This window comes from Shewanella sediminis HAW-EB3, assembly GCF_000018025.1.
Lineage (GTDB): Bacteria > Pseudomonadota > Gammaproteobacteria > Enterobacterales > Shewanellaceae > Shewanella > Shewanella sediminis.
The window spans coordinates 3,265,009-3,287,735 of record NC_009831.1 but is presented as its reverse complement, the minus strand read 5'-3'; the positions used below and the strand labels follow the sequence as shown (position 1 = coordinate 3,287,735).

22 protein-coding genes are annotated in these 22,727 nt (G+C 43.3%); 13 read left to right on the top strand and 9 right to left on the bottom strand.

Going from position 1 to position 22,727, the window contains the following annotated elements; genetic code table 11:
* Positions 1-10: 10 nt before the first annotated feature.
* From SSED_RS14250 to SSED_RS14240, 3 genes are all read left to right on the top strand, one after another.
* Positions 11-1,147, top strand: coding sequence for a type 1 glutamine amidotransferase domain-containing protein (locus SSED_RS14250; RefSeq protein WP_012143059.1), 1,137 nt, complete (start codon positions 11-13; stop codon positions 1,145-1,147).
* A gap of 119 nt (positions 1,148-1,266) precedes the next feature.
* A complete protein-coding gene (locus SSED_RS14245) occupies positions 1,267-1,968 on the top strand; it encodes a response regulator transcription factor (protein ID WP_012143058.1) in 702 nt (233 codons plus the stop codon).
* Positions 1,958-3,229, top strand: a complete 1,272-nt coding sequence (locus SSED_RS14240; RefSeq protein ID WP_012143057.1) for a sensor histidine kinase — start codon at positions 1,958-1,960, stop codon at positions 3,227-3,229. The genes SSED_RS14245 and SSED_RS14240 overlap by 11 nt, the downstream gene beginning before the upstream one ends.
* Positions 3,230-3,233: 4 nt before the next feature.
* Here SSED_RS14240 and SSED_RS14235 read toward each other — a convergent pair whose 3' ends face one another.
* A complete protein-coding gene (locus SSED_RS14235; RefSeq protein ID WP_012143056.1) occupies positions 3,234-3,977 on the bottom strand; it encodes a hypothetical protein in 744 nt (247 codons plus the stop codon).
* Positions 3,978-4,686: 709 nt separating this feature from the next.
* Between SSED_RS14235 and SSED_RS14230 the strand changes: the two genes are divergently transcribed.
* Together SSED_RS14230 and SSED_RS14225 are read left to right on the top strand one after the other, a co-directional pair.
* Positions 4,687-5,112 carry a GNAT family N-acetyltransferase gene (locus SSED_RS14230; protein WP_041421708.1) on the top strand — a complete coding sequence of 142 codons (426 nt, stop codon included), beginning with the start codon at positions 4,687-4,689 and terminating at the stop codon, positions 5,110-5,112.
* A gap of 121 nt (positions 5,113-5,233) precedes the next feature.
* Positions 5,234-5,647: a nucleotide triphosphate diphosphatase NUDT15 gene (locus SSED_RS14225; protein WP_012143053.1), complete on the top strand. Its 414-nt coding sequence runs from the start codon at positions 5,234-5,236 to the stop codon at positions 5,645-5,647.
* Positions 5,648-5,993: 346 nt separating this feature from the next.
* Here the strand turns inward: SSED_RS14225 and SSED_RS14220 are convergent, their stop codons facing one another.
* On the bottom strand, positions 5,994-7,013 hold the full coding sequence (locus SSED_RS14220; protein WP_012143052.1) for an adenosine deaminase: 1,020 nt from the start codon (positions 7,011-7,013) through the stop codon (positions 5,994-5,996).
* Positions 7,014-7,606: 593 nt separating this feature from the next.
* On the opposite strand from SSED_RS14220, the gene SSED_RS14215 reads away from it, so the two are divergent.
* Together SSED_RS14215 and ltrA are read left to right on the top strand one after the other, a co-directional pair.
* Entirely contained in the window at positions 7,607-8,092 is a 486-nt protein-coding gene (locus SSED_RS14215) for a VOC family protein (protein WP_012143050.1), read from the top strand.
* A gap of 673 nt (positions 8,093-8,765) precedes the next feature.
* The gene (gene ltrA, locus SSED_RS14210; RefSeq protein WP_012141785.1) at positions 8,766-10,238 is read left to right on the top strand and encodes a group II intron reverse transcriptase/maturase; all 1,473 of its coding nucleotides are present in this window, start codon (positions 8,766-8,768) and stop codon (positions 10,236-10,238) included.
* A gap of 331 nt (positions 10,239-10,569) precedes the next feature.
* Here ltrA and SSED_RS14205 read toward each other — a convergent pair whose 3' ends face one another.
* The 3 genes from SSED_RS14205 to gloA all read right to left on the bottom strand — a co-directional run bounded on the left by SSED_RS14205 (position 10,570) and on the right by gloA (position 13,186).
* Positions 10,570-11,472 (bottom strand): DMT family transporter, encoded by a 903-nt coding sequence (locus tag SSED_RS14205; RefSeq protein ID WP_012143049.1) that lies wholly within the window; start codon positions 11,470-11,472, stop codon positions 10,570-10,572.
* A 212-nt stretch (positions 11,473-11,684) separates the two neighbouring features.
* A complete protein-coding gene (locus SSED_RS14200) occupies positions 11,685-12,785 on the bottom strand; it encodes an alkene reductase (RefSeq protein WP_012143048.1) in 1,101 nt (366 codons plus the stop codon).
* A 17-nt stretch (positions 12,786-12,802) separates the two neighbouring features.
* Positions 12,803-13,186 (bottom strand): lactoylglutathione lyase, encoded by a 384-nt coding sequence (gene gloA / locus SSED_RS14195; protein WP_012143047.1) that lies wholly within the window; start codon positions 13,184-13,186, stop codon positions 12,803-12,805.
* A gap of 659 nt (positions 13,187-13,845) precedes the next feature.
* On the opposite strand from gloA, the gene SSED_RS14190 reads away from it, so the two are divergent.
* The 4 genes from SSED_RS14190 (at position 13,846) to SSED_RS14175 (ending at position 17,694) form a co-directional block, all read left to right on the top strand.
* Positions 13,846-14,256: a cytochrome c3 family protein gene (locus SSED_RS14190; RefSeq protein WP_012143046.1), complete on the top strand. Its 411-nt coding sequence runs from the start codon at positions 13,846-13,848 to the stop codon at positions 14,254-14,256.
* Positions 14,257-14,276: 20 nt separating this feature from the next.
* On the top strand, positions 14,277-15,506 hold the full coding sequence (locus tag SSED_RS14185; RefSeq protein WP_012143045.1) for an NADH:flavin oxidoreductase: 1,230 nt from the start codon (positions 14,277-14,279) through the stop codon (positions 15,504-15,506).
* Between the two features lie 94 nt (positions 15,507-15,600).
* The gene (locus tag SSED_RS14180) at positions 15,601-16,698 is read left to right on the top strand and encodes a putative porin (RefSeq protein WP_012143044.1); all 1,098 of its coding nucleotides are present in this window, start codon (positions 15,601-15,603) and stop codon (positions 16,696-16,698) included.
* Positions 16,699-16,791: 93 nt separating this feature from the next.
* Positions 16,792-17,694, top strand: a complete 903-nt coding sequence (locus SSED_RS14175; RefSeq protein WP_041421706.1) for a LysR family transcriptional regulator — start codon at positions 16,792-16,794, stop codon at positions 17,692-17,694.
* Positions 17,695-17,763: 69 nt separating this feature from the next.
* Here SSED_RS14175 and SSED_RS23675 read toward each other — a convergent pair whose 3' ends face one another.
* Positions 17,764-18,702, bottom strand: coding sequence for an eIF2B alpha/beta/delta subunit family protein (locus SSED_RS23675; protein ID WP_012143042.1), 939 nt, complete (start codon positions 18,700-18,702; stop codon positions 17,764-17,766).
* A 485-nt stretch (positions 18,703-19,187) separates the two neighbouring features.
* Here SSED_RS23675 and SSED_RS14165 point away from each other — a divergent pair, with 485 nt between their 5' ends.
* A complete protein-coding gene (locus SSED_RS14165) occupies positions 19,188-19,703 on the top strand; it encodes a DUF2087 domain-containing protein (RefSeq protein WP_012143041.1) in 516 nt (171 codons plus the stop codon).
* A gap of 110 nt (positions 19,704-19,813) precedes the next feature.
* Positions 19,814-20,236 (top strand): GNAT family N-acetyltransferase, encoded by a 423-nt coding sequence (locus SSED_RS14160; protein ID WP_012143040.1) that lies wholly within the window; start codon positions 19,814-19,816, stop codon positions 20,234-20,236.
* Positions 20,237-20,383: 147 nt separating this feature from the next.
* Here the strand turns inward: SSED_RS14160 and SSED_RS14155 are convergent, their stop codons facing one another.
* The 3 genes from SSED_RS14155 to SSED_RS14145 form a co-directional block, all read right to left on the bottom strand.
* Positions 20,384-21,685, bottom strand: a complete 1,302-nt coding sequence (locus SSED_RS14155) for an anaerobic C4-dicarboxylate transporter (RefSeq protein WP_012143039.1) — start codon at positions 21,683-21,685, stop codon at positions 20,384-20,386.
* 317 nt (positions 21,686-22,002) lie between these two features.
* Positions 22,003-22,323: a YdbL family probable chaperone protein gene (locus SSED_RS14150; RefSeq protein ID WP_012143038.1), complete on the bottom strand. Its 321-nt coding sequence runs from the start codon at positions 22,321-22,323 to the stop codon at positions 22,003-22,005.
* Positions 22,324-22,350: 27 nt separating this feature from the next.
* Positions 22,351-22,512: a YnbE family lipoprotein gene (locus SSED_RS14145; RefSeq protein WP_398355961.1), complete on the bottom strand. Its 162-nt coding sequence runs from the start codon at positions 22,510-22,512 to the stop codon at positions 22,351-22,353.
* Positions 22,513-22,727: the final 215 nt, after the last annotated feature.

Sequence of the window (22,727 nt, the reverse complement as noted above, 5' to 3'; positions counted from 1 at the left end):
GGAGATATTGATGAAAGCCCTATTAAAACGAACCAAACAACTGACAATTAAGCTGGCGATGTTTATCACATTAACCGCTATATCCATACAGCCTGGTGTTGCCGCCGAGACTAAGAAAATTGTGATGGTGATAAGTGGCTATGGACAGCAGCAAGGTGAACCAAAACCGGGTTATGAATTTGATGAGTTTGCCAAAGCCTATAGGGTATTTAGGGACAATGGCATTGCGGTTGATGTGGCAAGCCCCCAAGGCGGCAAAGTTGTTGCCGACAAATATGACCCAGGCAAACCTTATAATGCCAAAGTGTTAGCGGATGCTGAAGCGATGGCAATGCTGAACAACACATTAGCAACCACAGCACTTAACGCGCAAAATTACGATGCAATATTCATTGTTGGTGGTAAAGGCGCCATGTTTGACTTACCTAAAGATGAAGCATTAAAAACAGCCATTGCTAACATCTATCAACAAAAAGGCACTGTAGCGGCAGTGTGCCACGGGCCAGCGGCGTTAGTTGATGTAAAGTTAAGTGACGGTAGCTACCTGGTTGCCAATAAGGCGGTTAATAGTTTTACCAACCAAGAAGAGCAATTATTTGGCAAAAAATGGTTAAGCAAGTTCGAATTCATGTTGGAAGATAAACTCGTTGAACGCGGCGCTAAATTTCAATCGAGTGATATGATGTTAAGCCATGTTGCGATTGATGACCGCCTAATCACAGGGCAAAACCCGGTATCTACTGTTGGTGTCGCAACAGCCTTGGTAACAAGCCTGGGATTAACCCCGGTTGATGCTGAACAATATAGCGAAGATAAAACCATGACGGTCATCGCTAAGTTTCTGTCAGGAGAGACTGAAGCGATTAATGAACTGGCGAGTAAACCCGAGCTGTATCAACTACCACTCGTTGGCATGTATGGTTTCTATTATCAAAAGTCATCACAAACGGATCAGCAATTTGAACATGCATTAACGTTAATGATAGTTGCGCAAAAAACAATTAATAATCCGAAATTAGATATGCAAATCGCTAAGACACAGCATAAATTGGGCAAGGTTGATCAAGCTAAAGCAACGCTCAATCAACTACTAATAACTAAACCTGATTTCAAACCCGCGTTAGACATGTTACAAACAGCATTCTAACAATAGACATATAGCAATGAGACAGGTGCCTCGACAGCCAAGATTGAGGAACTTGTCTTTTGTGTTTTTGCCTGGAATTGGAATGTCGGGAGTTTAACCAACCATGTTTGGAAATTGCTATGACAAGTAAACCTGCTTCACTTTCGATATTACTCGTTGAAGATCAACTCAGTGTCGCACGCAACATATCTGAGTACATGGAAGAGAAAGGCCATGTATTCGACTTTACCGGCCAAGGTCAGCATGGGCTCGATCTCGCCTTAGAAAATTACTATGACCTGATCATACTCGACCTGAACTTACCCGTGATGGACGGTCTTGAAGTCTGCCAGCAAATACGAGCAAAGTCGGCGCGCCACATCCCCATATTAATGTTAACAGCAAGAGATAGTATCGAAGATAAGGTGTCTGGCTTTACAGCTGGGGCTGACGATTACTTAACAAAACCTTTTTCCTTACAAGAACTTGAAGTTCGATGCTTAGCGCTTTCCAGACGTCACCTATTGCAGACTAACGACATACTCACCTTAGGTTGTTTAAGCGTTGATCGAAAGCGACAACAGGCCACGCGTGATGGAAAAGTGCTTAATTTGCATGCCATGGGCTTTCGTATTTTGACAGAACTCGCAGAGGCTTACCCACAAGTGGTTAGCCGTTCAGTTTTATCGCAAAAAATATGGGGCGACGAACCTACCGAGTCCGATGCAATGCGCTCTCATATTTATCAGTTACGTAATGTATTGGACAAACCGTTTGATTATCCGATCTTGAAAACGGTACATGGTATTGGTTTTACTTTGGATATCAACAATGAAGAATAGCTCGGTGAAATTCCATAGTCTCAGCAGGCGAATCGTCGCCCAGTTTTGTATCTTCACCTTAATAATGTCAGTTATTTATGGTTTGTTTAGTTTTGTGCTTTTATACAGCATCGAAGACACTTTTATTGAACGAGAAGTTACCCAAGAGGCTAGTTATCTCAGCAGTGAATACCAAAAAACCGGGGCGTGGCCGATAATCAGACATGATTATCTAACGCTACATTTCTCAAAAGACAGTTTTCCTCAAGATCTAAAACAACAATCTATCCATCAACTGAATCGGGCTGAGTTTTATGGTGAAGAAGGGCGCCATTACCACTTGTATCAGTTTCCACAATACCCGGGAACTTATCTGGTAGCCGAAGTAAGCCAAAAATTATTAGTGCGTCCTATTCGTGGCGAAGTGGTAACGTTTTTAGTATACAGCGGCATAGCGTTAACATTAATTGCATGTTTGATAGCTTGGCTGCTTGGCCGAAAAACGGCAAAACCACTGCGGGATCTTGCTGAGCTGGTTGATGGCGTTGCCCCCGAGAATATTCCTGACAGTTTCGCTCACAATTACCCGAATAATGAGATTGGTATTTTGGCACGTACCCTTGAGCAATCGATGCGCCAAATAAGTCAGGCGTTAGAACGAGAAAAGTGCTTCACTCGCGATGTCAGCCATGAATTAAGAACGCCGGTGGCCATCGTTAAAAATGCAGTTGAGCTTTATAAAGAGAAAAACCCTATTACTGATGAATCCCACCGTCTCATCGATCGCATAGCTGACGCCACGATACAGATGGAACAGACGGTAACCACCTTACTCGTGCTTGCAAGAGAAGAGCACACCAATGCAGTTCAAGATTCAGTCAAGCTGCTGCCATTGATAGAACAAGCGATACTGGATCACCACTATTTACTGGCACAAAAATCTGTTGCAGTAAAAGTGGATGATAATTGTGATGCGAGCGTATTTGCTCAACAAGGAATGCTAAAAGTATTGCTGGATAATTTACTGAGTAATGCCTTTCAATATACAGACTTAGGTGAAGTTAATATTCGCTTTGTTGATAAGAAGTTAGTCATTGAAGACACGGGCCCAGGAATTGAAAAATCAATCACTTCACATATCACTGAACCCGCTGTAAAAGGGAGTCAAAGCACGGGCTATGGTTTTGGTTTATCTATTGTCAAACGCTTGTGTGAACACCAAGGCTGGCAACTAAACGTATCGAGTCACCAGGGCACAAAAATATCAATCGCATTTGTTTAGCTGCTTATTTGCTTAAACTCTTATCTGGCTTGCCGGCATACTGATAATCTGAATAGGTATCTGTGGAGGTTTCATCTATTTCGGAAAATAAAGCAAAGCGTCCTTTCATGTCCATCTTATGCTGATAAGGTAAAACGGCGCTATCAATCTTAATAAAACTAAAGGTCAGCGTGAGCTCAGAAATAGATGCACTAAACATCGGTGAAAACTCAGCACTATTGACGATCATTATCTCCTCTATGAACTGCTCTTGCTGGTTGTAAGTTAATCTCCCTTGCAGCTTGCCTACGGCATCATCGCCCAACCTGGCTAGCTGCACGGGAAAGCTCATAATAATAAGGTTATCTTCATCGGTAACCAGCTGAAGTTCATCCAGGTTGATTAGCTCTCGTAGTTTTAGCGAAAAATTGCCGCCACTTCCTTTACTCTCCGCCTGTTTGCGTTTTTTCTTAACGAACTTCTCTTGCTCTTTCGCTGTAGGAACCCCGCCATTATCACTGACTAACACCCAAGGATTATCTATGTCCGCAGCTGGCGTATAGCGCTCAATACTCTGGGTAATATCACCTTCTTCATTTTCATAACGTGATAGTTGATAAGACCAATATTCTCTCGGCGTTTGCTCAAACTCAACAATGGCCTGTTCTATTTTTTGCTCAAATTCTTGTTCAGAAGAGGTTGTTTCTGTTGAGTATGCAGTAGTGATAAACATTGGCAGAGTTAAAGTAAGCCAATATCGGTAACGCATAGTATTCCCTTTTTCAATATAGAGAAAATAAGCGTATTGGCAGCAGTGTGAAACCGATGTGAAATATATGAAATTGTAATCTGTATCGTGGCATAGTTAATTTTTCACAAGATTAGAGTAATTAATAGCCCACCCATGTTAGCTGGCAGGCTTTTGCATTGACATCTACACTTGAAAGATTCGATTTTGGATGTTCAGGAGGCAAGGCGAAGGTCGAATGAGCGTTTTGAGTGACAGGCTAGGTCTTTCTCATGCGTCCTTGCATTCAAGGCATTCAGGTGTCCTACCTATCAGATGCCGAACTGGCTTTTTCAGATGGATGTAATTTGCCTAGACCTCGTTCTACTCACTCTTTATTTACAAGCAGGCCTTGAAGATACGCCCTTTTATCATTGTGTGAGTCGCACGGTGAGAAGGGCGTTTTTATGTGGAATAGATAATTACTCTGGCCAATCTTTCGAGAATATCTTTAGAGGGGGGCTTTGTAGTTCTGTTATGAGCGTTTGATGACAAAATTCACCGTTGTGTTAGGTTTGTCGGGTTATTCAGTCATATAACTGTTTAGAGTGACAGTTTTAGCGTGTTTTTCTCAAACCGCATAAGGTGAGTTTGAGAGAGAATCTTAAAATGGGTGGCTTCTTACTTTCTTCTTACTTTAAGTGAACCACGATCGTTACAGCTCACCCTGGTTTTAGTGATGGAGTATCAATTGAAAGTAGAATTATCAGTTTCACCTTCAGAAGAAGAGCTGAAAGCAATCGGTGATGGTATTGCAGCATTCAATGAGCCATTTTTGCCTAATGATGGTGCTTTTGATTCGGGGTTTCGTTTTGCTCTCATTGTGCGAAATGACAGTGGCGATATAGTTGGTGGGATTCAAGCAAGTGTAGTTTGGAGTTACTGTGTCCTTGAGTTGCTCTGGTTGTCAGAAGGAATGAGAGGTAGTGGTGTTGGATCAAAACTAATGCATCAACTAGAAGATTTCGCAAAAGAAAAAGGTCTTAGCCAAATTCGTACAGAAACGCTAGATTTTCAAGCTAAGCCATTTTACGAAAAGTTAGGTTACCGTGTTTATGGTGAACTAGAAAACATACCAAAAGGGCACACTACTTACTTTTTGGCTAAGAATCTATAACAAGCTGTTAAATAAGGATAAAGTTAAGTTGGCCTATGTCACTTTGTTCCAGTTTTAGTCAACTATATTTTGCCTGTTAAAAGGGTGTTAGGCAACTTGACCGTTCAATAAAGGGTATAAAATGAACAAAGAAGTACGAGTTGGAGTTGCATCGGTTATTCTACGGGAAGGCCTCATTCTGCTTGGAGAACGCATCGGTTCTCATGGGGCTCATACTTGGGCCACACCAGGCGGGCATCTTGAATTGGGTGAGAGCATTGAAGAGTGTGCAAAACGTGAAACATTCGAGGAAACAGGTTTAGTCGTTGACTCGATGAAGAAGTTAGGTTTTACAAATGACATTTTCGAAAAAGAGAATAAGCATTATGTGACGTTATTTGTCCTTGCCTCTTGTACAGATGGTGAGCCTCAGGTTAGTGAACCAGATAAATGTAAGCAGTGGAAATGGTGTAAATTAGATGACCTTCCACATCCGTTGTTTTTGCCTTTGACTAATTTGCTGCAAGAAAACCCAAACCTCAGTGAAGTTACCTAACAAGCTATTTTATCTGAAAAAATACAGTTGTCTGTGTTTCGTTCCTTAACAATTTTAGCCAGTAACTAATAGCCACCCATGTTAGTTGGCAGGCTTTTGCATTGATATCTACACTTGAAAGAATCGACTTTGGCTGCATCAGGAGGCAAGGCTAAGGTCGAATTATCGTTTTGAGCGAGAGGTTGGGCGCTTTCTTATACGCCCTTTTATTACTGCGTTAGCCGCACGGTGAGAAGGGCGTTTTTATGTGGAATAGATAATTACTCAGAACAATCTTTCGAGAATACCTTTTGATGGGGGACTTGGCAGTAGAGTACAGCCCACTGTAGAGTGACTTTTGCTGATTTCACAATATTGGTCTGAGCTGTTGATCTACATATTGCAGTAACACTTGCTTTAAACCCGCCTTTTGTCTGGCATCAAGAAAACTGGCTTCAATGGCATTTTGGCTGAACTGCGCCATTTCCAACTTTGAAGCGTCGAGCGCATGGGCTACGGCAAGATAATTATCCGTCATATACCCGCCGAAATAGGCTGGATCATCAGAATTAATGGTGACACACAAACCTTCGCGCAGTAATTTTACCACATTATGTTCGGCCATATTTTGAAATACTTTGAGCTTCACATTCGATAGCGGGCACACAGTCAATGGGATACGGTTTTTCGCCAGATGCTTAACCAATGACTCATCCTCAACACAGCGCACGCCATGGTCAATACGCGCGATATGGAGCATTTTAATGCCATCCCATATATTACTGGCAGGTCCCTCTTCACCGGCATGGGCAACGGTGAGATAGCCCAGCTCTCTTGCTTGTTCAAACACACGACTAAATTTAGCCGGCGGGTGCCCCTGCTCGGATGAATCCAGCCCTACCCCAATGATTTGATCTTTGTAGGGGACTGACTGCAGTAGGGTTTCAATGGCATCCTGTTCACTCAGGTGACGCAAAAAACACATGATGAGGTGGCTGCTGATCTGTAATTGATCTTTGCCATGTTGCAGCGCTCGGGTAATACCATTAATGATGGTATCAAATGAGATCCCACGTGCGGTATGTGTCTGCGGGTCAAAAAATATCTCAGTATGAACAACGCAATCCATTTTACAACGTTGCAAATACGCCCACGTCAAATCATAAAAGTCTTTCTCGGTTTGCAGTACCTGAGCACCTTGATAATAGAGGTCAAGAAATGACTGTAGATCGTCAAACTCATACGCCTGGCGTACATGCTCCACATTCTGATAGCGTAATTTTATTTTGTTACGCAGTGCCAGTTCAAACATCAGTTCCGGCTCTAGTGTTCCTTCAATGTGAATATGCAGTTCGACCTTGGGCAAGGATTTGATAAATCCGTCCATACTCATCCCTCTCACTCATTCAATCTAAGGCAACAAAGACACCTTTAAGATTTATTTTATTAACATATAGTGTAGCTAAAAAAAGATAAAAGAAGGGCGCTAAGAGAGCATAGGAAGAATAAATAGCATAGCTCTTAGGCTCGTGCTTTATTGTTTAATCTCATCTAAGACGATGGTAGCGTTGTGTTTTAGCATTCAATCAGACTGCCTTGGAGAGGAACGCTTGAATTAAGTGAGGTGTCCATATATGTAATTTGTCCGGACCTTGTTCTATACACTCATTATTTCCAAGCAGGTTTGGAAGATACGCCCTTTTATCACTGCATGAGTCGCACTGTGAGAAGGGTGTTTTTATGTGGAATAGATAATTACTCTGGCCAATCTCTCATACTCATCCTGTTCATCTGTTTTGCTATCCCCAAGCTAATCAATATACAAACTACAAGAACTGATGATGTCTGTATCTATCTCACTGATATAATTTTAAGTTATCACATCGATAATTAATCATAATTTCAATTTATTTAAAAAGCACCATATCATTACCATATCGAAACGAGTTACAAATTAGTCACCTGAATTTGGGGTAAGATATGAAAATGAATCATGTGGGCATAATGGTAGGCAATATGGATAAAGCTGTTGAGTTTTATACTAATGCTCTTGGCCTTAAAGTAGTGATGGGCAATACCAAAGTTGAAGAAGAACGCGAAACCGCAATAGGTAGAATGTGTGTTGCAGTTTTTGGCGAAGGTTTTAAAGGTTTTAACATTGCACACCTGGTAACTACTGATGGTATTGGTGTTGAACTGTTTGAAATGAAAGAGCGCCAAGAGCGTCACGAAGTTGATTTCTCTCGAATCGGTATCTTCCATTTTTGTCTTCAAACTGATGACTTCCATGGTGTTATCGCACGTACTGAAAAATTTGGCGGAAAAGTACGCATGGATATTATGCGTTACCACCCAGAAGATGATAACAAGCAAGCAAAAATGGTTTATCTAGAAGACCCGTTCGGCAACCTATTTGAGCTTTACTCACATACTTATGAAGAAACATACTCTTCTGAATATGAGTAATAGGTTTAAAAGATACTGATAAAGGGTTGGCCAAGTGCCAGCCCTTTTTCATGCTTACTTTTCAGCATTCAATCAGTTCATTCTTGCTAACGCGAAAGTGTCCGTGCGACCTGAAGTCGTATGAAGCGCTGTTCACCGCGATAAGAGTGAACCATCTGTATCACCAGATGACCCTAAGACTCTGAATAAAGCAGCGAGTCTGACAATGTAACGAAGTCCATTGGACGGGAACAGAATCGTGAGAGGATGTTCCTCCTGATAACCACAATCGGGTAAGTGCTAGGGTGTCAGTATGATGAACGTAAGTGAATCCATGTAAGGTGCGTTATATGCGAAACAGCGGAAGTGGTTTATACGCTGTGGCCAAAAGGCAACGAGAGTTGGAAAGAAATTGGACAGTATTCTTTCGTGATCAAATAACTCTCCGCACTATAGTGGGCATCTAACCTGACGTTGCGCGACATACGGAACAGGGTAAGCCTGTATTGCTCCCTTTGGGAAAGCGGTCTGCGAAGGCTGCCGATAGTAATGCAGGTAAAGGAGGCTAGAAAAAGCGAAGGCCGCATTGTAATGATGCGGATACAGGTTGTTATCTGGCGCGAAAGCGAGCTGACTTCTAGCTGGTCTCCCGTTGCAAGATGATTTGAAGAACTTTATTCAAGGAGAAACGCAAATGATGACTTCAATCGAAGTTAGTGCACCTCCTGACAGCGCTCAATGGCAATCCATTAACTGGAAAGCGGTTAAGCAACACGTATTAAAGCTTCAAATGCGCATTGCAAAAGCAACCCGAGAAGGTAAACACGGCAAGGCGAAAGCATTGCAGTGGATATTAACTCACTCTAAATCAGCTAAATTGCTTGCTGTTAAAAGAGTTTCTCAAAACAAAGGCAGCAAAACACCTGGAATCGACGGGATCATTTGGAACAGTGATGCTCGTTGTATAGGTGCGGTCAATCAACTGAGTAGAAAGGGCTATCATGCCAAACCGCTCAGGCGTATCTACATCCCCAAGAAAAACGGCAAACTCAGACCTTTAGGCATTCCCTGCATGATAGATAGAGCGCAGCAAGCGCTTCATCTTCTCGCCTTGGAGCCTATTTCGGAAACGGTGGCCGACCTCAATAGCTATGGCTTTCGACCTAACCGAAGCGCAGCAGATGCAATTGCACAGTGCTTCAAATGTTTATGCATGAAGTGCTCTAGCCAATGGGTTCTTGAGGGTGACATCAAAGCTTGTTTCGATAAGATAGGTCATCAATGGCTCATCGACAACATTCAATTAGATAAGCGAATGCTGAAACAATGGCTTGGATGTGGTTATGTTGATAAAGGATTGTTCTACAAAACAGCAGAAGGAACACCGCAAGGTGGGATAATCTCCCCAACGCTGATGTTGCTGACGCTGGCTGGGTTAGAGCAGTTGGTTAAGTCTATTGCTTGTAAAACAGGGAATAGAGTCAACTTTATCGGATATGCAGACGATTTTGTTATCACAGGTTCTTCGAAGGAAGTGCTCGTTAATGAAATCAAGCCGCAGCTAATTGGTTTTCTACAGGAAAGAGGCTTAACACTCTCTGATGAGAAAACGCACATAACTCATATCGATGATGGTTTTGACTTTCTGGGATTCAATCTTAGAAAGTACAAAGGCAAACTGCTCATTAAACCGAGCAAGAACAACGTTCTATCATTTTTGAGTAATCTACGTGAATTCATCAGAAAACATCCAACAATCCCCGTTAACGATTTAATCAAAATATTGAATCCGAAACTGAGAGGATGGGCGAACTATTATCGCCACAGTGTTGCTAAGCAAGTTTTCGGTTATGTAGGCCATCAACTTTTCTGGTTGTTATGGCGTTGGGCAGTTAGGCGTCATCCAACTAAAAGTAAAGACTGGGTGAGGCGTAAATATTATTTGGACGGTAAGGGACAATGGCAATTTCATGGTTGGCATAAAATAGCGAACATGGATTGTCGATTTAACCTTGTCCAAATAGCTCAAACGCTCATAAAAAGACATGTAAAAATCAGAAGCGCAGCCATACCTTACGACCCAGAATACGAAGCTTACTTAAGTAAGCGGAAATGGGCTAAGCAAGGCAGAAACTCTTGGTTCGAACCTGTTTTAGCTGCGATGTAGGGTGCTGGGTAACAGAACACGCCTTAGTGGAGGCTTGAGCCGTATGCAGTGAAAGTTGCACGTCCGGTTCTTAGGAGGGCGGCACTTGGTAACAGGTGCCGCCTATCCGACAGAAATGAGCATGGTTGGCTATAAAGTTTTAGTTAGCTACTACACCGTGGCCAAAAAAGGTTGAGCACTAGATACGCCCTTTTATCACTGCGTGAGTCGCACGGTGAGGAGGGTGGTTTTATGGGGGGAGCATTACTCTGGGCAATCTTTCGAGAAAACCTTTAGATGGGTTGCTTGTTGGTCCGCTTTCCACCCTTAGTCTATTTACTGCTCGCACTGTTTATGATGTATTTATTTGTGCTTTACCAGCTTCAGGGGTAATTAATGATTTTGATAACTTGATATAGACAAATAAGGATAAAAAAATAATCCCGCCGCCCATCAATTTTTGTATCTCTACCTGCTCTCCAAGCAGGCTGATACTTAATACCAGTGTCCAGATGGGTTCTAAGATCATAATCAAAGATGCAGTTTCTATTTTTACTGAAAACTGCCCAACGGTTTGCATTAGGTAACGCAGCGCAGTTGCGACAACAGTTGATATTGCAAACCAAAACAAAATATGACGATTGAGTTCAAACGCTTCTGGTGACATTGAGGTGAGCGAAACCGCGCCGCCAATGCCAACCATAAACAGTTGCAAACAGATCGATGCTAAGGGGGTAATGGTGGATACCACTTTTTTATTAAACACAAAATGCAGTGACAGCAGCGCCGACGCTAACAGGAAGTACCATTGGTTTGGCTCTACATGCCAACCATTAGTCAAGGTTAATAGTGTCATTCCGGTAATGGCAATCGGGAGTGAAATCCAGAAGGCACGATTTGGGGGGATTTGAAATAGTAGCCATGAAACCAATGGCGCAATAATCATCGCCAAACTCATGATAAAAGCCCCTTCAGCCAAGGTGCTGGAGATAGAGATCGCATGAACCCATACCTGAACCGAGGCGGCTAAAATTACGCCGACGGCGCAAACAGAAACAACTTGCTTGAGAGTGAGTGCAAGAATACGCCGATAACAAAATGGCAGTAGAATGAGGCTGGCAAGCAAGAAGCGAGCAGTGATAAATACCTCTCCCGGTACTTCTGATATGATCTCTTTGGAGGCTATCCAGCCAACGCCAGCGAGCAAGGTCGCCAGCAGTAGATAGATTTCTCCGCGCAGCGTTTGTATTTTCATTATGGTTTTTCTTCTTGATTATTGTACGCTAAAGCGCACTCCCCCCTACGGTAGTGATTAACTATCGCAATGAGCTATCGCAATGAGCTATCGCAATTATCTATAGCAATAATCTATAGCGTATAACCGTAGGAGTTCGCTTGCAGGCTTCAGTGTTATAGCCGAGTAATATTGTTGAGTAATCTAGTTACCAGGAAATACTTATAAGCTCTTTAGTAAGGATTGTATTTCAGGTAGTCGGTCAGTCCTTGCTCTGCACCACCAAACAGGGTTTCTGGGGTGTGCAAAGCTAATGGGTAGCCGTTCTTGATTCGGTTTGGCAGATCAGGATTGGCGATAAATGGGCGGCCAAAGCCAATCATATCCGCTACGCCATCTTCGATTGCCTTAACACCTTTCTCTTCGTTGTAACGACCCGCATAAATAAGCACACCTTGGTACGCTTCACGAACCGAAGTTTTAAATACCTTCGGTGTTTCTGGCGCATCATCCCAATCAACTTCAGCAATATGAATGTAAACGACATTGAGAGTATTAAGCAGCGCTGTCGCGGCAATATAGGTTTCTACCGGTGTGGCATCCACTGTACCGTTGAGTGATGTGAATGGTGCAAGACGAACGCCCACACGATCGGCGCCAATGGCATCTGTCATTGCTTCAACCACTTCACCTAGAAAGCGAAGCCTGTTTTCGATAGAACCGCCATATTCATCGGTACGCATGTTTGCTTCTGAATCGATAAATTGATTAATCAAGTAGCCATTAGCCGCGTGCAATTCAATACCATCAAAACCGGCTTCAATTGCATTTAGTGCAGCTTGGCGATACTCACCAATCACCTGCTTAATGTCTGTCTTGGTCATCTCTCGTGGCTCAACCACATCGACAAAACCGGGTTCTTCGGTGCCGTTGTCGATAAACACCTTTACCCCATCTGCCTTTAGCGCAGAAGAGGAGATAGGCTGCTCACCACCAATATTATCAGGGTGAGTTACGCGGCCTACATGCCAAAGTTGGGCAAAGATAACTCCCTCTTTGGCGTGAACCGCATCGGTTACCTGCTTCCATCCGGCTATCTGTTCTGGCGTATAGATACCAGGAGTCCACGCATAACCCTGACCCATTGCTGAAATTTGCGTGCCTTCGGCTACAATCAGGCCTGCTGATGCCCTTTGAGCATAATAAACTGCCATCATCTGATTGGCATCATTACCCGGTTGTCCGGCGCGAGAGCGAGTCATTGGAGGCATGACGATGCGATTTTTTAGCGAGAGGTTACCAAGTTGAATCGGTTGAAATAGTGCATTTTCCATCTTGTCATTCCTCTGAATTAGCGAACTTGGATCAGTTCAATTTGGTAACCATCCGGGTCGGTAATAAAGGCAATATGTGTTTCGCCACCTTTTACCGGTCCCGGCTCACGAGTCACGTTACCACCTAGGGCTCTGATGTTGTCACAAGCGGTATATATATTTTCTACACCCAATGCTAGGTGGCCAAAAGCATTACCATGATCATACTGATTGGTATCCCAGTTGTAGGTCAGCTCAATTGTGGTGCCACCGGCTTGATCCTCATAACCAACAAATACTAAGGTATAGCGGTAATCATTGTTCTCAGTTCTTTCAAGTACTTTCATACCCAATACATGAGTATAAAATTCGATTGATCTACCTAGGTCGGTAACTCTTAACATGGTGTGTAAAAATTTCATATATCGCCCTTTGAAACGTATTACCAAATCTGGAAGTAAACAGTATGAGTCGTCCGTTTTGATGATGAGTTATTTTCGATGTAGAGAATGTACAGTGAACTAACAAGAACGTTAAATTATCAATGGTTATCAATGTAATAATATTTTGTTATTACCTAGGGCGTAATATAAAGGCTTCTAAGTGAAGATAGGCTAGAAATGCGGTTAGACCTTAAACCGACATTTCAGTCAATAAGTATATTTCGTTACTGGAGAGGGATAAAAGTGTCTATGTTGGGTTTTTCATTTACTACTGTTTAAAAAATTACAAAAATAATTTGTTTTCCCAGTCTTCAATAAGCAGTCATGCCTAGTTAAAACGCAAAAAAATCAACAATTGTGATACACCTCAATTTGAAGGTATACATTGTGTTGAATCGCACTAAAATTTTGCGAACAAAAGTGCATGTTTAGCCAATCTTTAATTAGATTATTCATATGGTCATTATGCAGTTTATATAAATAAAAATAGAAAAAAAGCCTCAACTTAATTGCTGCAAAAGTGCTTTGCGCCACTTGCCTTGAGCCAAAAACAGAGCCGTGGTGAAATATTTGTGACAATCAGGTGCTGCCCGTAACAATTTGGCAGCACTTGTGAAAATCAAATATTGGGAAGCCTTATGAAAGCCAAATTAGCCATTGCGTCTGTAATTATTGCAGCCATCTCTATGCCAGCCTGGTCGGATACATTTAAGCAAGAAGTGCCACAAGCTGTTCTACCTATGCACGAAACATCCAAGCCTGTTGAGTTTGATCACTTACGTCACACACAAGTGGAATGTACTCAATGCCATCATAAAAATGAAGAACGCGGAATGAGCTTCACCTCGTACAAGTGTGCAAGCTGTCACTCTACCGCGAAGAAAGACAAGTCTATTGATAGCTCTTACTTCAAAGCCATTCATGGTCGTAAAGCTCTGCCGGGTGATCTTGGTACTCGTTGCCTTTCTTGCCACGTGAATGAACAAAAGACCCGAAGTAAAGACAAGCCAAGCTTAACTGGATGCACTAATTCCAGCTGCCATAAATAGTAATTAGAATTGAGGTAATTATGAGTATTGACCGCCGTACGTTAATCAAGTTTATGGGAATGGCCGTTGCAGGCGCTCCTGTCGGAGTATCATTCGCCAACAGTAACGCCGATTCATCGAAGCGCAAGCTCTTTGAAGAGACAAAACTGGGCACCTTAACCCTGAAGAACAGACTCATCCGTTCAGCAACATCACAATATCGCGCCACGGTTGATGGTGATCCCACTGAAGATTTAATGCGGGTTCATCGCGAGCTGGCAGAAGGTGGAGTCGGTCTTATTATCACTGGTCTGACTTATATCTTAAAAGAAGATCAGTATGGTCAAGCCGGAACAGGGTTATACGACGACTCTCAGATAGAACTGTACAAAAAAGTTGTTGAAAATGCCCACGAACACGGCTCAAAAATCGCAGTTCAGTTGGCTATGGTTGGTCCGCAGAGTGATTATCGAATCGATCACCGCGATGTATACGGTGCATCGAAAGTACCTCATCCAATCTATGGCACTGTGCCAAACAAAGTCATGACCAAGCAAGACATTGAATATTCGCTTCAGGCATTTATCGATGCAGCCATCAGAGCTAAGAAAGCAGGATTCGATGCCATTGAGTTGCACTTCGCCCACAATTATCTGGTGAGTCAATTCTTATTCCCTTATTACAATGACCGTACTGACGAATATGGTGGCCCAATAGAAAATCGTGCCCGCTTTGCGTTTGAAATTTTAGAGGCCGTACGTGGAGCTGTCGGCCCTGACTACCCAATCATTGCAAAGGTACATGGCCGAGACTATCTGGGTAGCCAAGCTGGCGGTAACACCCAAGATGAAAACCTTTATGTCATTAAAGGTTTAGTTAAGCGGGGTATCACGGCATTAGATATTAGTGGTGGTAATAAAGTACGTGGAATGGGGGAGTTCCATCCGGAAATCCAAGACGAAAAAGATCAATCCTACTTCGCCAATGATGCCAAATATATCAGTGAGCATGTGGATGTTCCAATGATGGTGACAGGTGGTAACCGTTCGCCAAAACTAATGGAAGAAATTCTTGCTGAAGTTAAAAATGTTGAAGCATTTGGCTTCGGTCGGACCATGTTGTCAGAGCCAAATCTAGCTAATAACTGGAAACAAGATCCAAATCATAAGCCAAGATGTTTGTCGTGTAACTGGTGTATCGCCAATTACGGCACGCAAAAATCTCAGTGTGTTTTAAATGTATCCCGCGCCTATATTCCTGCTGGACATTAATGACTTGCCCAATCATTTAGTTGGTATATCCAATAGGCCATACACATTACTAAATTTGTAAGGCCTACCTACATAATTTCATGGAATTTTAAAAATGAACAATACAAGTGTATTTGCTCTGATTTGCAGTGCAATGATGTTAAGTGCCCCCGCGGTAGCTGAGAGTAATTATGATATGGGCGGTATGGTCCGCGTGAATTACTCCTATGTGGATTATGACGAGGCATCTAAAGACAAGCTAGGTGATCTAAAATTTGAGGTTGCTGCATTTTCGTTTAACGGCGAAATGGATGACTTTGGTGTATCGATGGAATATCGTTTGAGAGCTGATTTTGATGCGATTAAACATGGATATGCTTACTATACTCCCAATGACAACACGATGATAAGAGCTGGTGTTACTAAGGTACCGTTTGGAAACATAGGCTTCATCTCTAATAGCTTCTGGCTAAGTTTGCAGTACTACGTCGGCTTTGAGGATGACTATGACACAGGTTTTTCAGTTCAATTTGATGGTGAAAACTCTCGAACCGATGTGGCTTTCTTCAAAGGTGCAGAAAACCCTGCATCAATGACCAATCGATTCGCAGCGGATCTCTATACAGGTACTGTCAATGGCACCGAATATACGGCAGAGGAATCCAATCAGATTAACCTTCGTCAATCATTCTTTGTCGACACCCTTGGTATTAAATCTACTATTGGCGCATCAGTTGAGTATGGCCAAATGTATGACAATGCTACAGGTAATAACGACAATCGTTATGCATATGCAGTCCATTATGATGGTACATTAAATGGTTGGAACGTACAGGCTCAGTACCTAAAATACGAATTCGATACAGCTCCAGAACAAAACGCGGTGGCATTGAGTGTGGTTGGTGCGGCTTATGAGATAGCTTCAGAAGCCTCCGCCATTACGGCTAACGTATCCAAAACGGCAGAGCTAAGTTGGGGCACAGTTAAGTTCTACAACGACTTTAACGTATTGATGCCTGAGCATGATGATTTTGATGATAGCTACCAAAACGTCACCGGTATGAGTGTTGCAAACGGACCGCTCCTTGCTTGGTTTGATTTTATTGTGGGCAAGAACATGCTTTGGTCTTCACGTAGCAACCATGTAGGCTTACAAGATGAATTCGGAGATTGGGACAAGAAAATAAACATTAACCTGGGTTACTACTTCTAAATAAACTGGGTTACTTTCTCAACAAAATGGGCCAGTCAACTCGATTGGCCTAATTAATTATGTGATAGATAAAATACACTGCAAAGGCATAACATGATAAATGAAAACGTTACATTAGATGAGCTTAGGATCTTAATGGCAGTGTATGAGTCTGGCTCAATAACCTCGGCATCAGTTGATTTGGGTGTAATGCCTTCAACCATCAGTCGCAGCTTGTCCAGACTTGAACTTAAGCTAGACACCTCGTTAATCATGCGTAATACGAGAAAGATAGAATTTACTAATGACGGACTAAAATTACTTGCCCATGCCAAGGAGATAACTGCATCAGTTAACAATATTGAACATGAATTCAGAACTAACGACTCAACGCCATCTGGGACCTTGCGAGTTAATGGCGCTTCTCCAGTCTTAGTTCATCTGGTTTGCCCGATTATAAAGAAGTATTTGCAACTTTATCCAGACGTGAACATTGAATTGCAAAACAGTGAAGAGATAATTGATATTATTGAAAGCAAAGCTGATATCGCGTTACGAGTCGCTCCCATAACTGAGTCGAGTTACCACGTTACTCATATTGGCTCAAGCAAACGGCGTTTATTAGCCAGTTCGGAGTACCTGCGTAGGTATGGCTTCCCAAGTTCAATTGAAGATCTTAAAAATCATATCTTGCTAGGCCTCGAAGGCCCATCCATATTAAATACATGGCCAATTGAAGATGGTAAAGGAAAAAAGTTAAAAATTTGCCCTCGAGTTGTAGCGTCCAGCGGTGAAGTATTGAGGAAGTTGACTCTCTCTGGTGCTGGCATTGCCTGTATCTCTGACTTTATGACCAAATCAGACCGGAATAATGGAAAATTGATCGAGGTATTGAAGGAGCAAACTGTACATGATAAACGAGATATCAGCGCTGTGTGCTATCGCGGAACCAGTCCTTCAGCCAAAGTATCGACATTTATCGATTTTTTAAAAGATGAATTACCTATACTTTTATAGCTTTATCTCTTTAAGAATTCTTAGGGCTATGGAGTAGTTTAGGTACTGATTTCTGCTTGTTTTTATTCGTCAAGTTGCTCTTGAATAATCTTTATCCGTAGTAGGTTTTGTTAACCCTATCTCCAAAATCGTAAGCGTTTGTACACCATGTTCATTTATCCATCCGCTGATCAGTCTGGCCGGGGTGACATCAAAATAGATATTTCTCGGTTCGATATGGGGCAGAACAGGTAAATTTATTTCGGTGGTATCCATCTCTTCCAAATGAATGGTTTCGCAGGTTTTCCTGCTTTGCTTAAAGTTTTCTGCACAGATATAAAGCGGGATACCGACATCATGGGCCGCCAGGGCGGTAAGATAAGTTCCCGCTTTATTAACGACTGAACCGTCCGCCAAAATCGAATCGGCACCCAGTAGAACAACATCTGCTTTTGGCATGAACAAACCCAATTGTGCGTCAGTGATGTATTGCGTTTCTATGCCTGATTTCGATAGCATTTCGGCGACTAAAAGGCCTTCATTACCCGGTCTGGATTCAGTGATAATCGCGCTTATCTTTTTCTTTGCCAGCTTAGTAAAGCAGTTGATAATCGTAGAGCTGATACTATGAGTGAGAACGACACTCTTGTCTGCAATCAGATCGCAAACATGTTGCACTATGCGATCATTGGCTTGGCTGGATTGCATCATTAAACCGTTTACTTTGACCAGTGCGACTTGCTTTAAGGTCATTAGATTTGATTGCGGGTTTTTGTTCTCATTCTTATTTACTTCCTGTCGCCAGGCATCGATGATATTGGTCAGCATAGCCATGCTGGGACGCGTTTGTTGCAGCTCAAGGGCAAAGGAGTTCAAGTCTTTCAGATAGGTCGCTGGCTCTGTCATCACACTTCGCTGACAATAGTCTGCAAGGGACTGAAGCGCCACGAAGGCAATTTTAGCAGAGCCACTTTGGTGGTCCGCAATGATTTTTTCAAGGCATGCTTGCTTGAATTGATTGTTCTCCATAAATCAATATTAGTTGATACTGCCCACTTCATCATTGTTTCAGGGCCAGGGTTTCAAGAGCTGAGTTTCAGGATCATTGTTTCAGCATCTGGGTTTTAGCATCGCTTTGTATGTAGTGCGGTTGTTTGCTGCAAGCAATAAACACCGATGACGCTAGGGTATCTGGCAAACAAACTATGTACCAAGCCTGCCCAATGAACCCAACCCCAAAAGATATTTGAAACTTGTTATCGGACAAGTGCCTAATCTTGAGTATTGCAATTTATCCTAACACCGTTAAGATAATCCCCGGGTCGGCAGTTCACCCAGGCATCGCCACTGCACTTTTTATTGAGCGCAGCGCTAAACCTGCTGATAGCACTATGGATATCAAATTAATATTTCAGGCTACCTGAAGATTTGTGTGCCTTGTTTGGAATGGCGATCACTGACCCTTGAATGCTGCTGCATTCGATTATTAGGCACCCAGAAAACGGGTAAATCCTATGTCAAAAAATCTGACCCCTTTTAGCTGTGACGATATCTCTTCGTTGGCTAAATCGTTACGTAAACAGTTGCAACAACATGAGTCGTTTCCTAGCCATGTAGAGATGCTAAATATCCTGGCCAAAGCGACGGGTTTACAAAACTTCCAGCAATTGCGTCAGCAGCACGCTGAACAATTACCTTCGCAATCCAGTCTATCTGTCCCTATTCCTAAACGGCTGATGCCCTTTATGAGTGGGGACTACATCATGCATACCTGGCCTTCGAAGTATGCTATCCAGCAACAAAGTTTGTGGTTTTTCTGGTGTCGGTTTCAGTACCAACAAAGCTACAGCGAACGGCAAGTTAATGAGATCTTAAAGAACTTCCTCGACTTTGAGGATTTTGCTCTGATCCGCCGAGAGCTTTGCAACCATAAACTGCTTAAACGCACCGATGATGGCCGCACTTATTGGCGTGCATCGGCAACGCCTCCCGAAGGTTTTGAGTCTCTGGCCGATTTTTGGCCTAACTAAGTCTAAGTGCTAAGTGCTAAGTGCTAAGTGCTGAGTGTTAAGTGCTAAGTACCATTGGGCTAAGTGCAATTGGCCTGGCCAATTGCAGCGTGATAGCCGAGGAGCGTTAAGTGAAGTTTCAAGTGATCAATGAAGAAGATCCCGTACTGGTGAATGAACTGGTTGACGGCGTGCGGGTGCATGTCCATGAACAGTTGGGGGATGAATTAACGCTCCCGCTGTCGGTCATCAGTCGGGATGATAATGGAGAATTAATCGGAGGAGTTTCCGGGCGGACCATTTACAGAAACTTCTTAATTGGGGTGGTTTGGGTCGATAAAAAATACAGAGGCACAGGACTGGGGCGTCAGCTGATGGAGTTAGCCGAAGACGAGGCAATAGGGCGAGGCTGCTTAGTTTCCCAGGTGGATACCTTGTCAATCCAGGCACCGGTGTTTTATCAAAAACTTGGGTTTGAGATTATCGGCTCAGTACCTGAGTTCCCGGGAAGCCCTGCGCGCTACTTTCTGATGAAAACCTATGGTGAGACATAAGTATTTAGCGAAACATAAATAATCAGTGAAACAATAGTTATTGAAATATAAGTAATGGGACAAGGCCCCTGTCGCTTGGCAGACAGGGGCTGATTGCTAAGCTCATTTATATTCAAGAATGACTTTAGCTTTAGTGTAACTCTCCGATTAAAGCATTATTCCACCAAACGCAAACCCTAATGCCACTGAGGTCGATATAGTGACGAGTCCTGGGATCAGGAATGGATGGTTAAATACCATATTTCCGATGCGTGTCGAACCGGTATCATCCATCTGCACTGCGGCTAACAGTGTAGGGTAGGTTGGCAATACAAATAGGGCGCTTACGGCGGCAAATGAGGCGATAGCCGTGATGGGGGCGACGCCAATGGCTAAGGCTGCCGGCATCAATGCGGTAGTGGTCGCGCCTTGGGAGTAGAGCAGCATAGAGGCAAAAAACAGGGTCACCGCCAGCATCCAGGGGTACTGATTAAGCACATCTGCAGAGAGTGCTTTGATATCGTTAATGTGGCTGGACACGAAGGTATCTCCCAACCAGGCGACACCTAACACACAGATGCAGGCACTCATACCGGACTTGAAGGTAGCGGCATTGGCAATCTCAGAGGCATCAATTTTGGTGAATGCCACAATCGCAGTAGCAGCCGAAAGCATAAATACCATGATGGCTTCATTACGGCCCAGAGATGGGTTTGGAATAAGGTTTACCGTGTCTGAGATTAAGGTGGCGTAAACAATGACGCCGATAATGGCCGTGATAAAAATATAGGTTGCGGGTTTGGCCGTGGGGAGAATATCCCTTTGAGTTTTGCCCTGCAGTTTAATTAATCCCTTCTCCAGGCGCGCCTGATATACCGGGTCATCTTTCAATTCACAGCCTAAGAAATTAGAGACGAAAGCCCCGACCATACAGGCGATGAAGGTGGTGGGGATGCAGACAGCCAGCAGCGTCAGGTAACTCACTCCGATGGGTTCTAAAATCCCGGAAAAGAATACCACTGCAGCCGATATCGGGGAGGCGGTAATGGCGATTTGCGAGGCAACGACTGAGATCCCAAGGGGTCTCGATGGCCTGATGCCTTGTTCTTTTGCCACTTCGGCGATGACCGGCAGTGTTGAAAATGCCGTATGGCCGGTACCCGCCAGCAGCGTCATAAAGTAGGTCACGACAGGGGCATAGAAGGTGATATGTTTAGGGTTCTTGCGCAGGAAGGTCTCTGATAGATCGACCAGCCATTCCAGGCCTCCAGCCACCTGCATTGCAGCAATGGCTGCAATCACCGACATGATGATAAGAATCACATCGACCGGAATGTGGCCGGTATCGACGCCGAGAAATAGTGACAGAACCAGCACGCCGGCGCCGCCAGCCAGACCAATACCTATTCCGCCAATTCTGGCTCCAAGATAGATAAACGCGAGGACAACGAATAATTCAACAAAAACCATAAAGAACCTAATCTGAATCAAAGGGGGAGATACATGCCTGCCGGGCAGGACGCAATGAATGTTCAGGTGAAGCTTATTAGGAGATTTGGTAGCGCTTTTCCCTGGGACATCGGATTTTACTATCCTTGTTACTTATATAGGGATGGTTAATTCACTATTTGTTAAAGCTGTGAGTTTGCTCACGTGAGGGATGTCTGCGGTAGGGGGAAGGTGCACAGTTATGGGCTGTATGTGGCATTGGCGCAATAAAAAGGCCCGCAGTGCGGGCTCTTATATAAATCGGGATTATCACTTGTTCATTATGAAGATGATCGGCGTTACTTTTTTACCCATTTACCACTCGAATTTTTGATGTACTGACCTTTCTTGGTCGCTTTCATCGCTTTTTCGGCGGCCAGTTTGGCTACATCATCCACTGAGATACCATTTTTTCGGGCGATCTTCTGATAGTGGGTTTTGCGCTTAGCGTTGACCTGCTTAGCGACGGAATTAGATTCCGGGTTACTCTTTACTACGCCAAGGTAACCATTAGGCTGTTCGCCAACGAGCCCCTGAGACTTTGCGTCTTGAAGGGAGATAGCAAACGCATTAAGGCTCAGCAGCAGACCTGCGGCGAGCACCAGTAATTTAGTTTTCATTCTGTACTCCTTAATTAACCGAACCGATTAAAATAACTCATCGTTGGTGAGTAATTCATCCAGGTCTTTATCAACCTTTATCTTGATCTCATGTTCAATCTTGACGTTGAGATTGATCACTATGGGTTTATCGGGTGGCTCAATTTTGACTGTGGGGGTACAGCCAGTCAGAGCCAGGAGTGCAATCATTGCGCTTACGGACGTTCGTAAAACAGGCAATCTTTTCACTGGGAGTTCCTTTTATCCTAATCGGCTCAGTCAGATGACAGCCGACGTTTCATTTAAGTCTATTATATTGATCGAAAGATGACACTAAACTGAACGTTTTTTTGAACATAAAATATTGACCGCTATTATCGCACTAACTATATAGATTCAATGGGTTGATTCGATAATCAATCGAT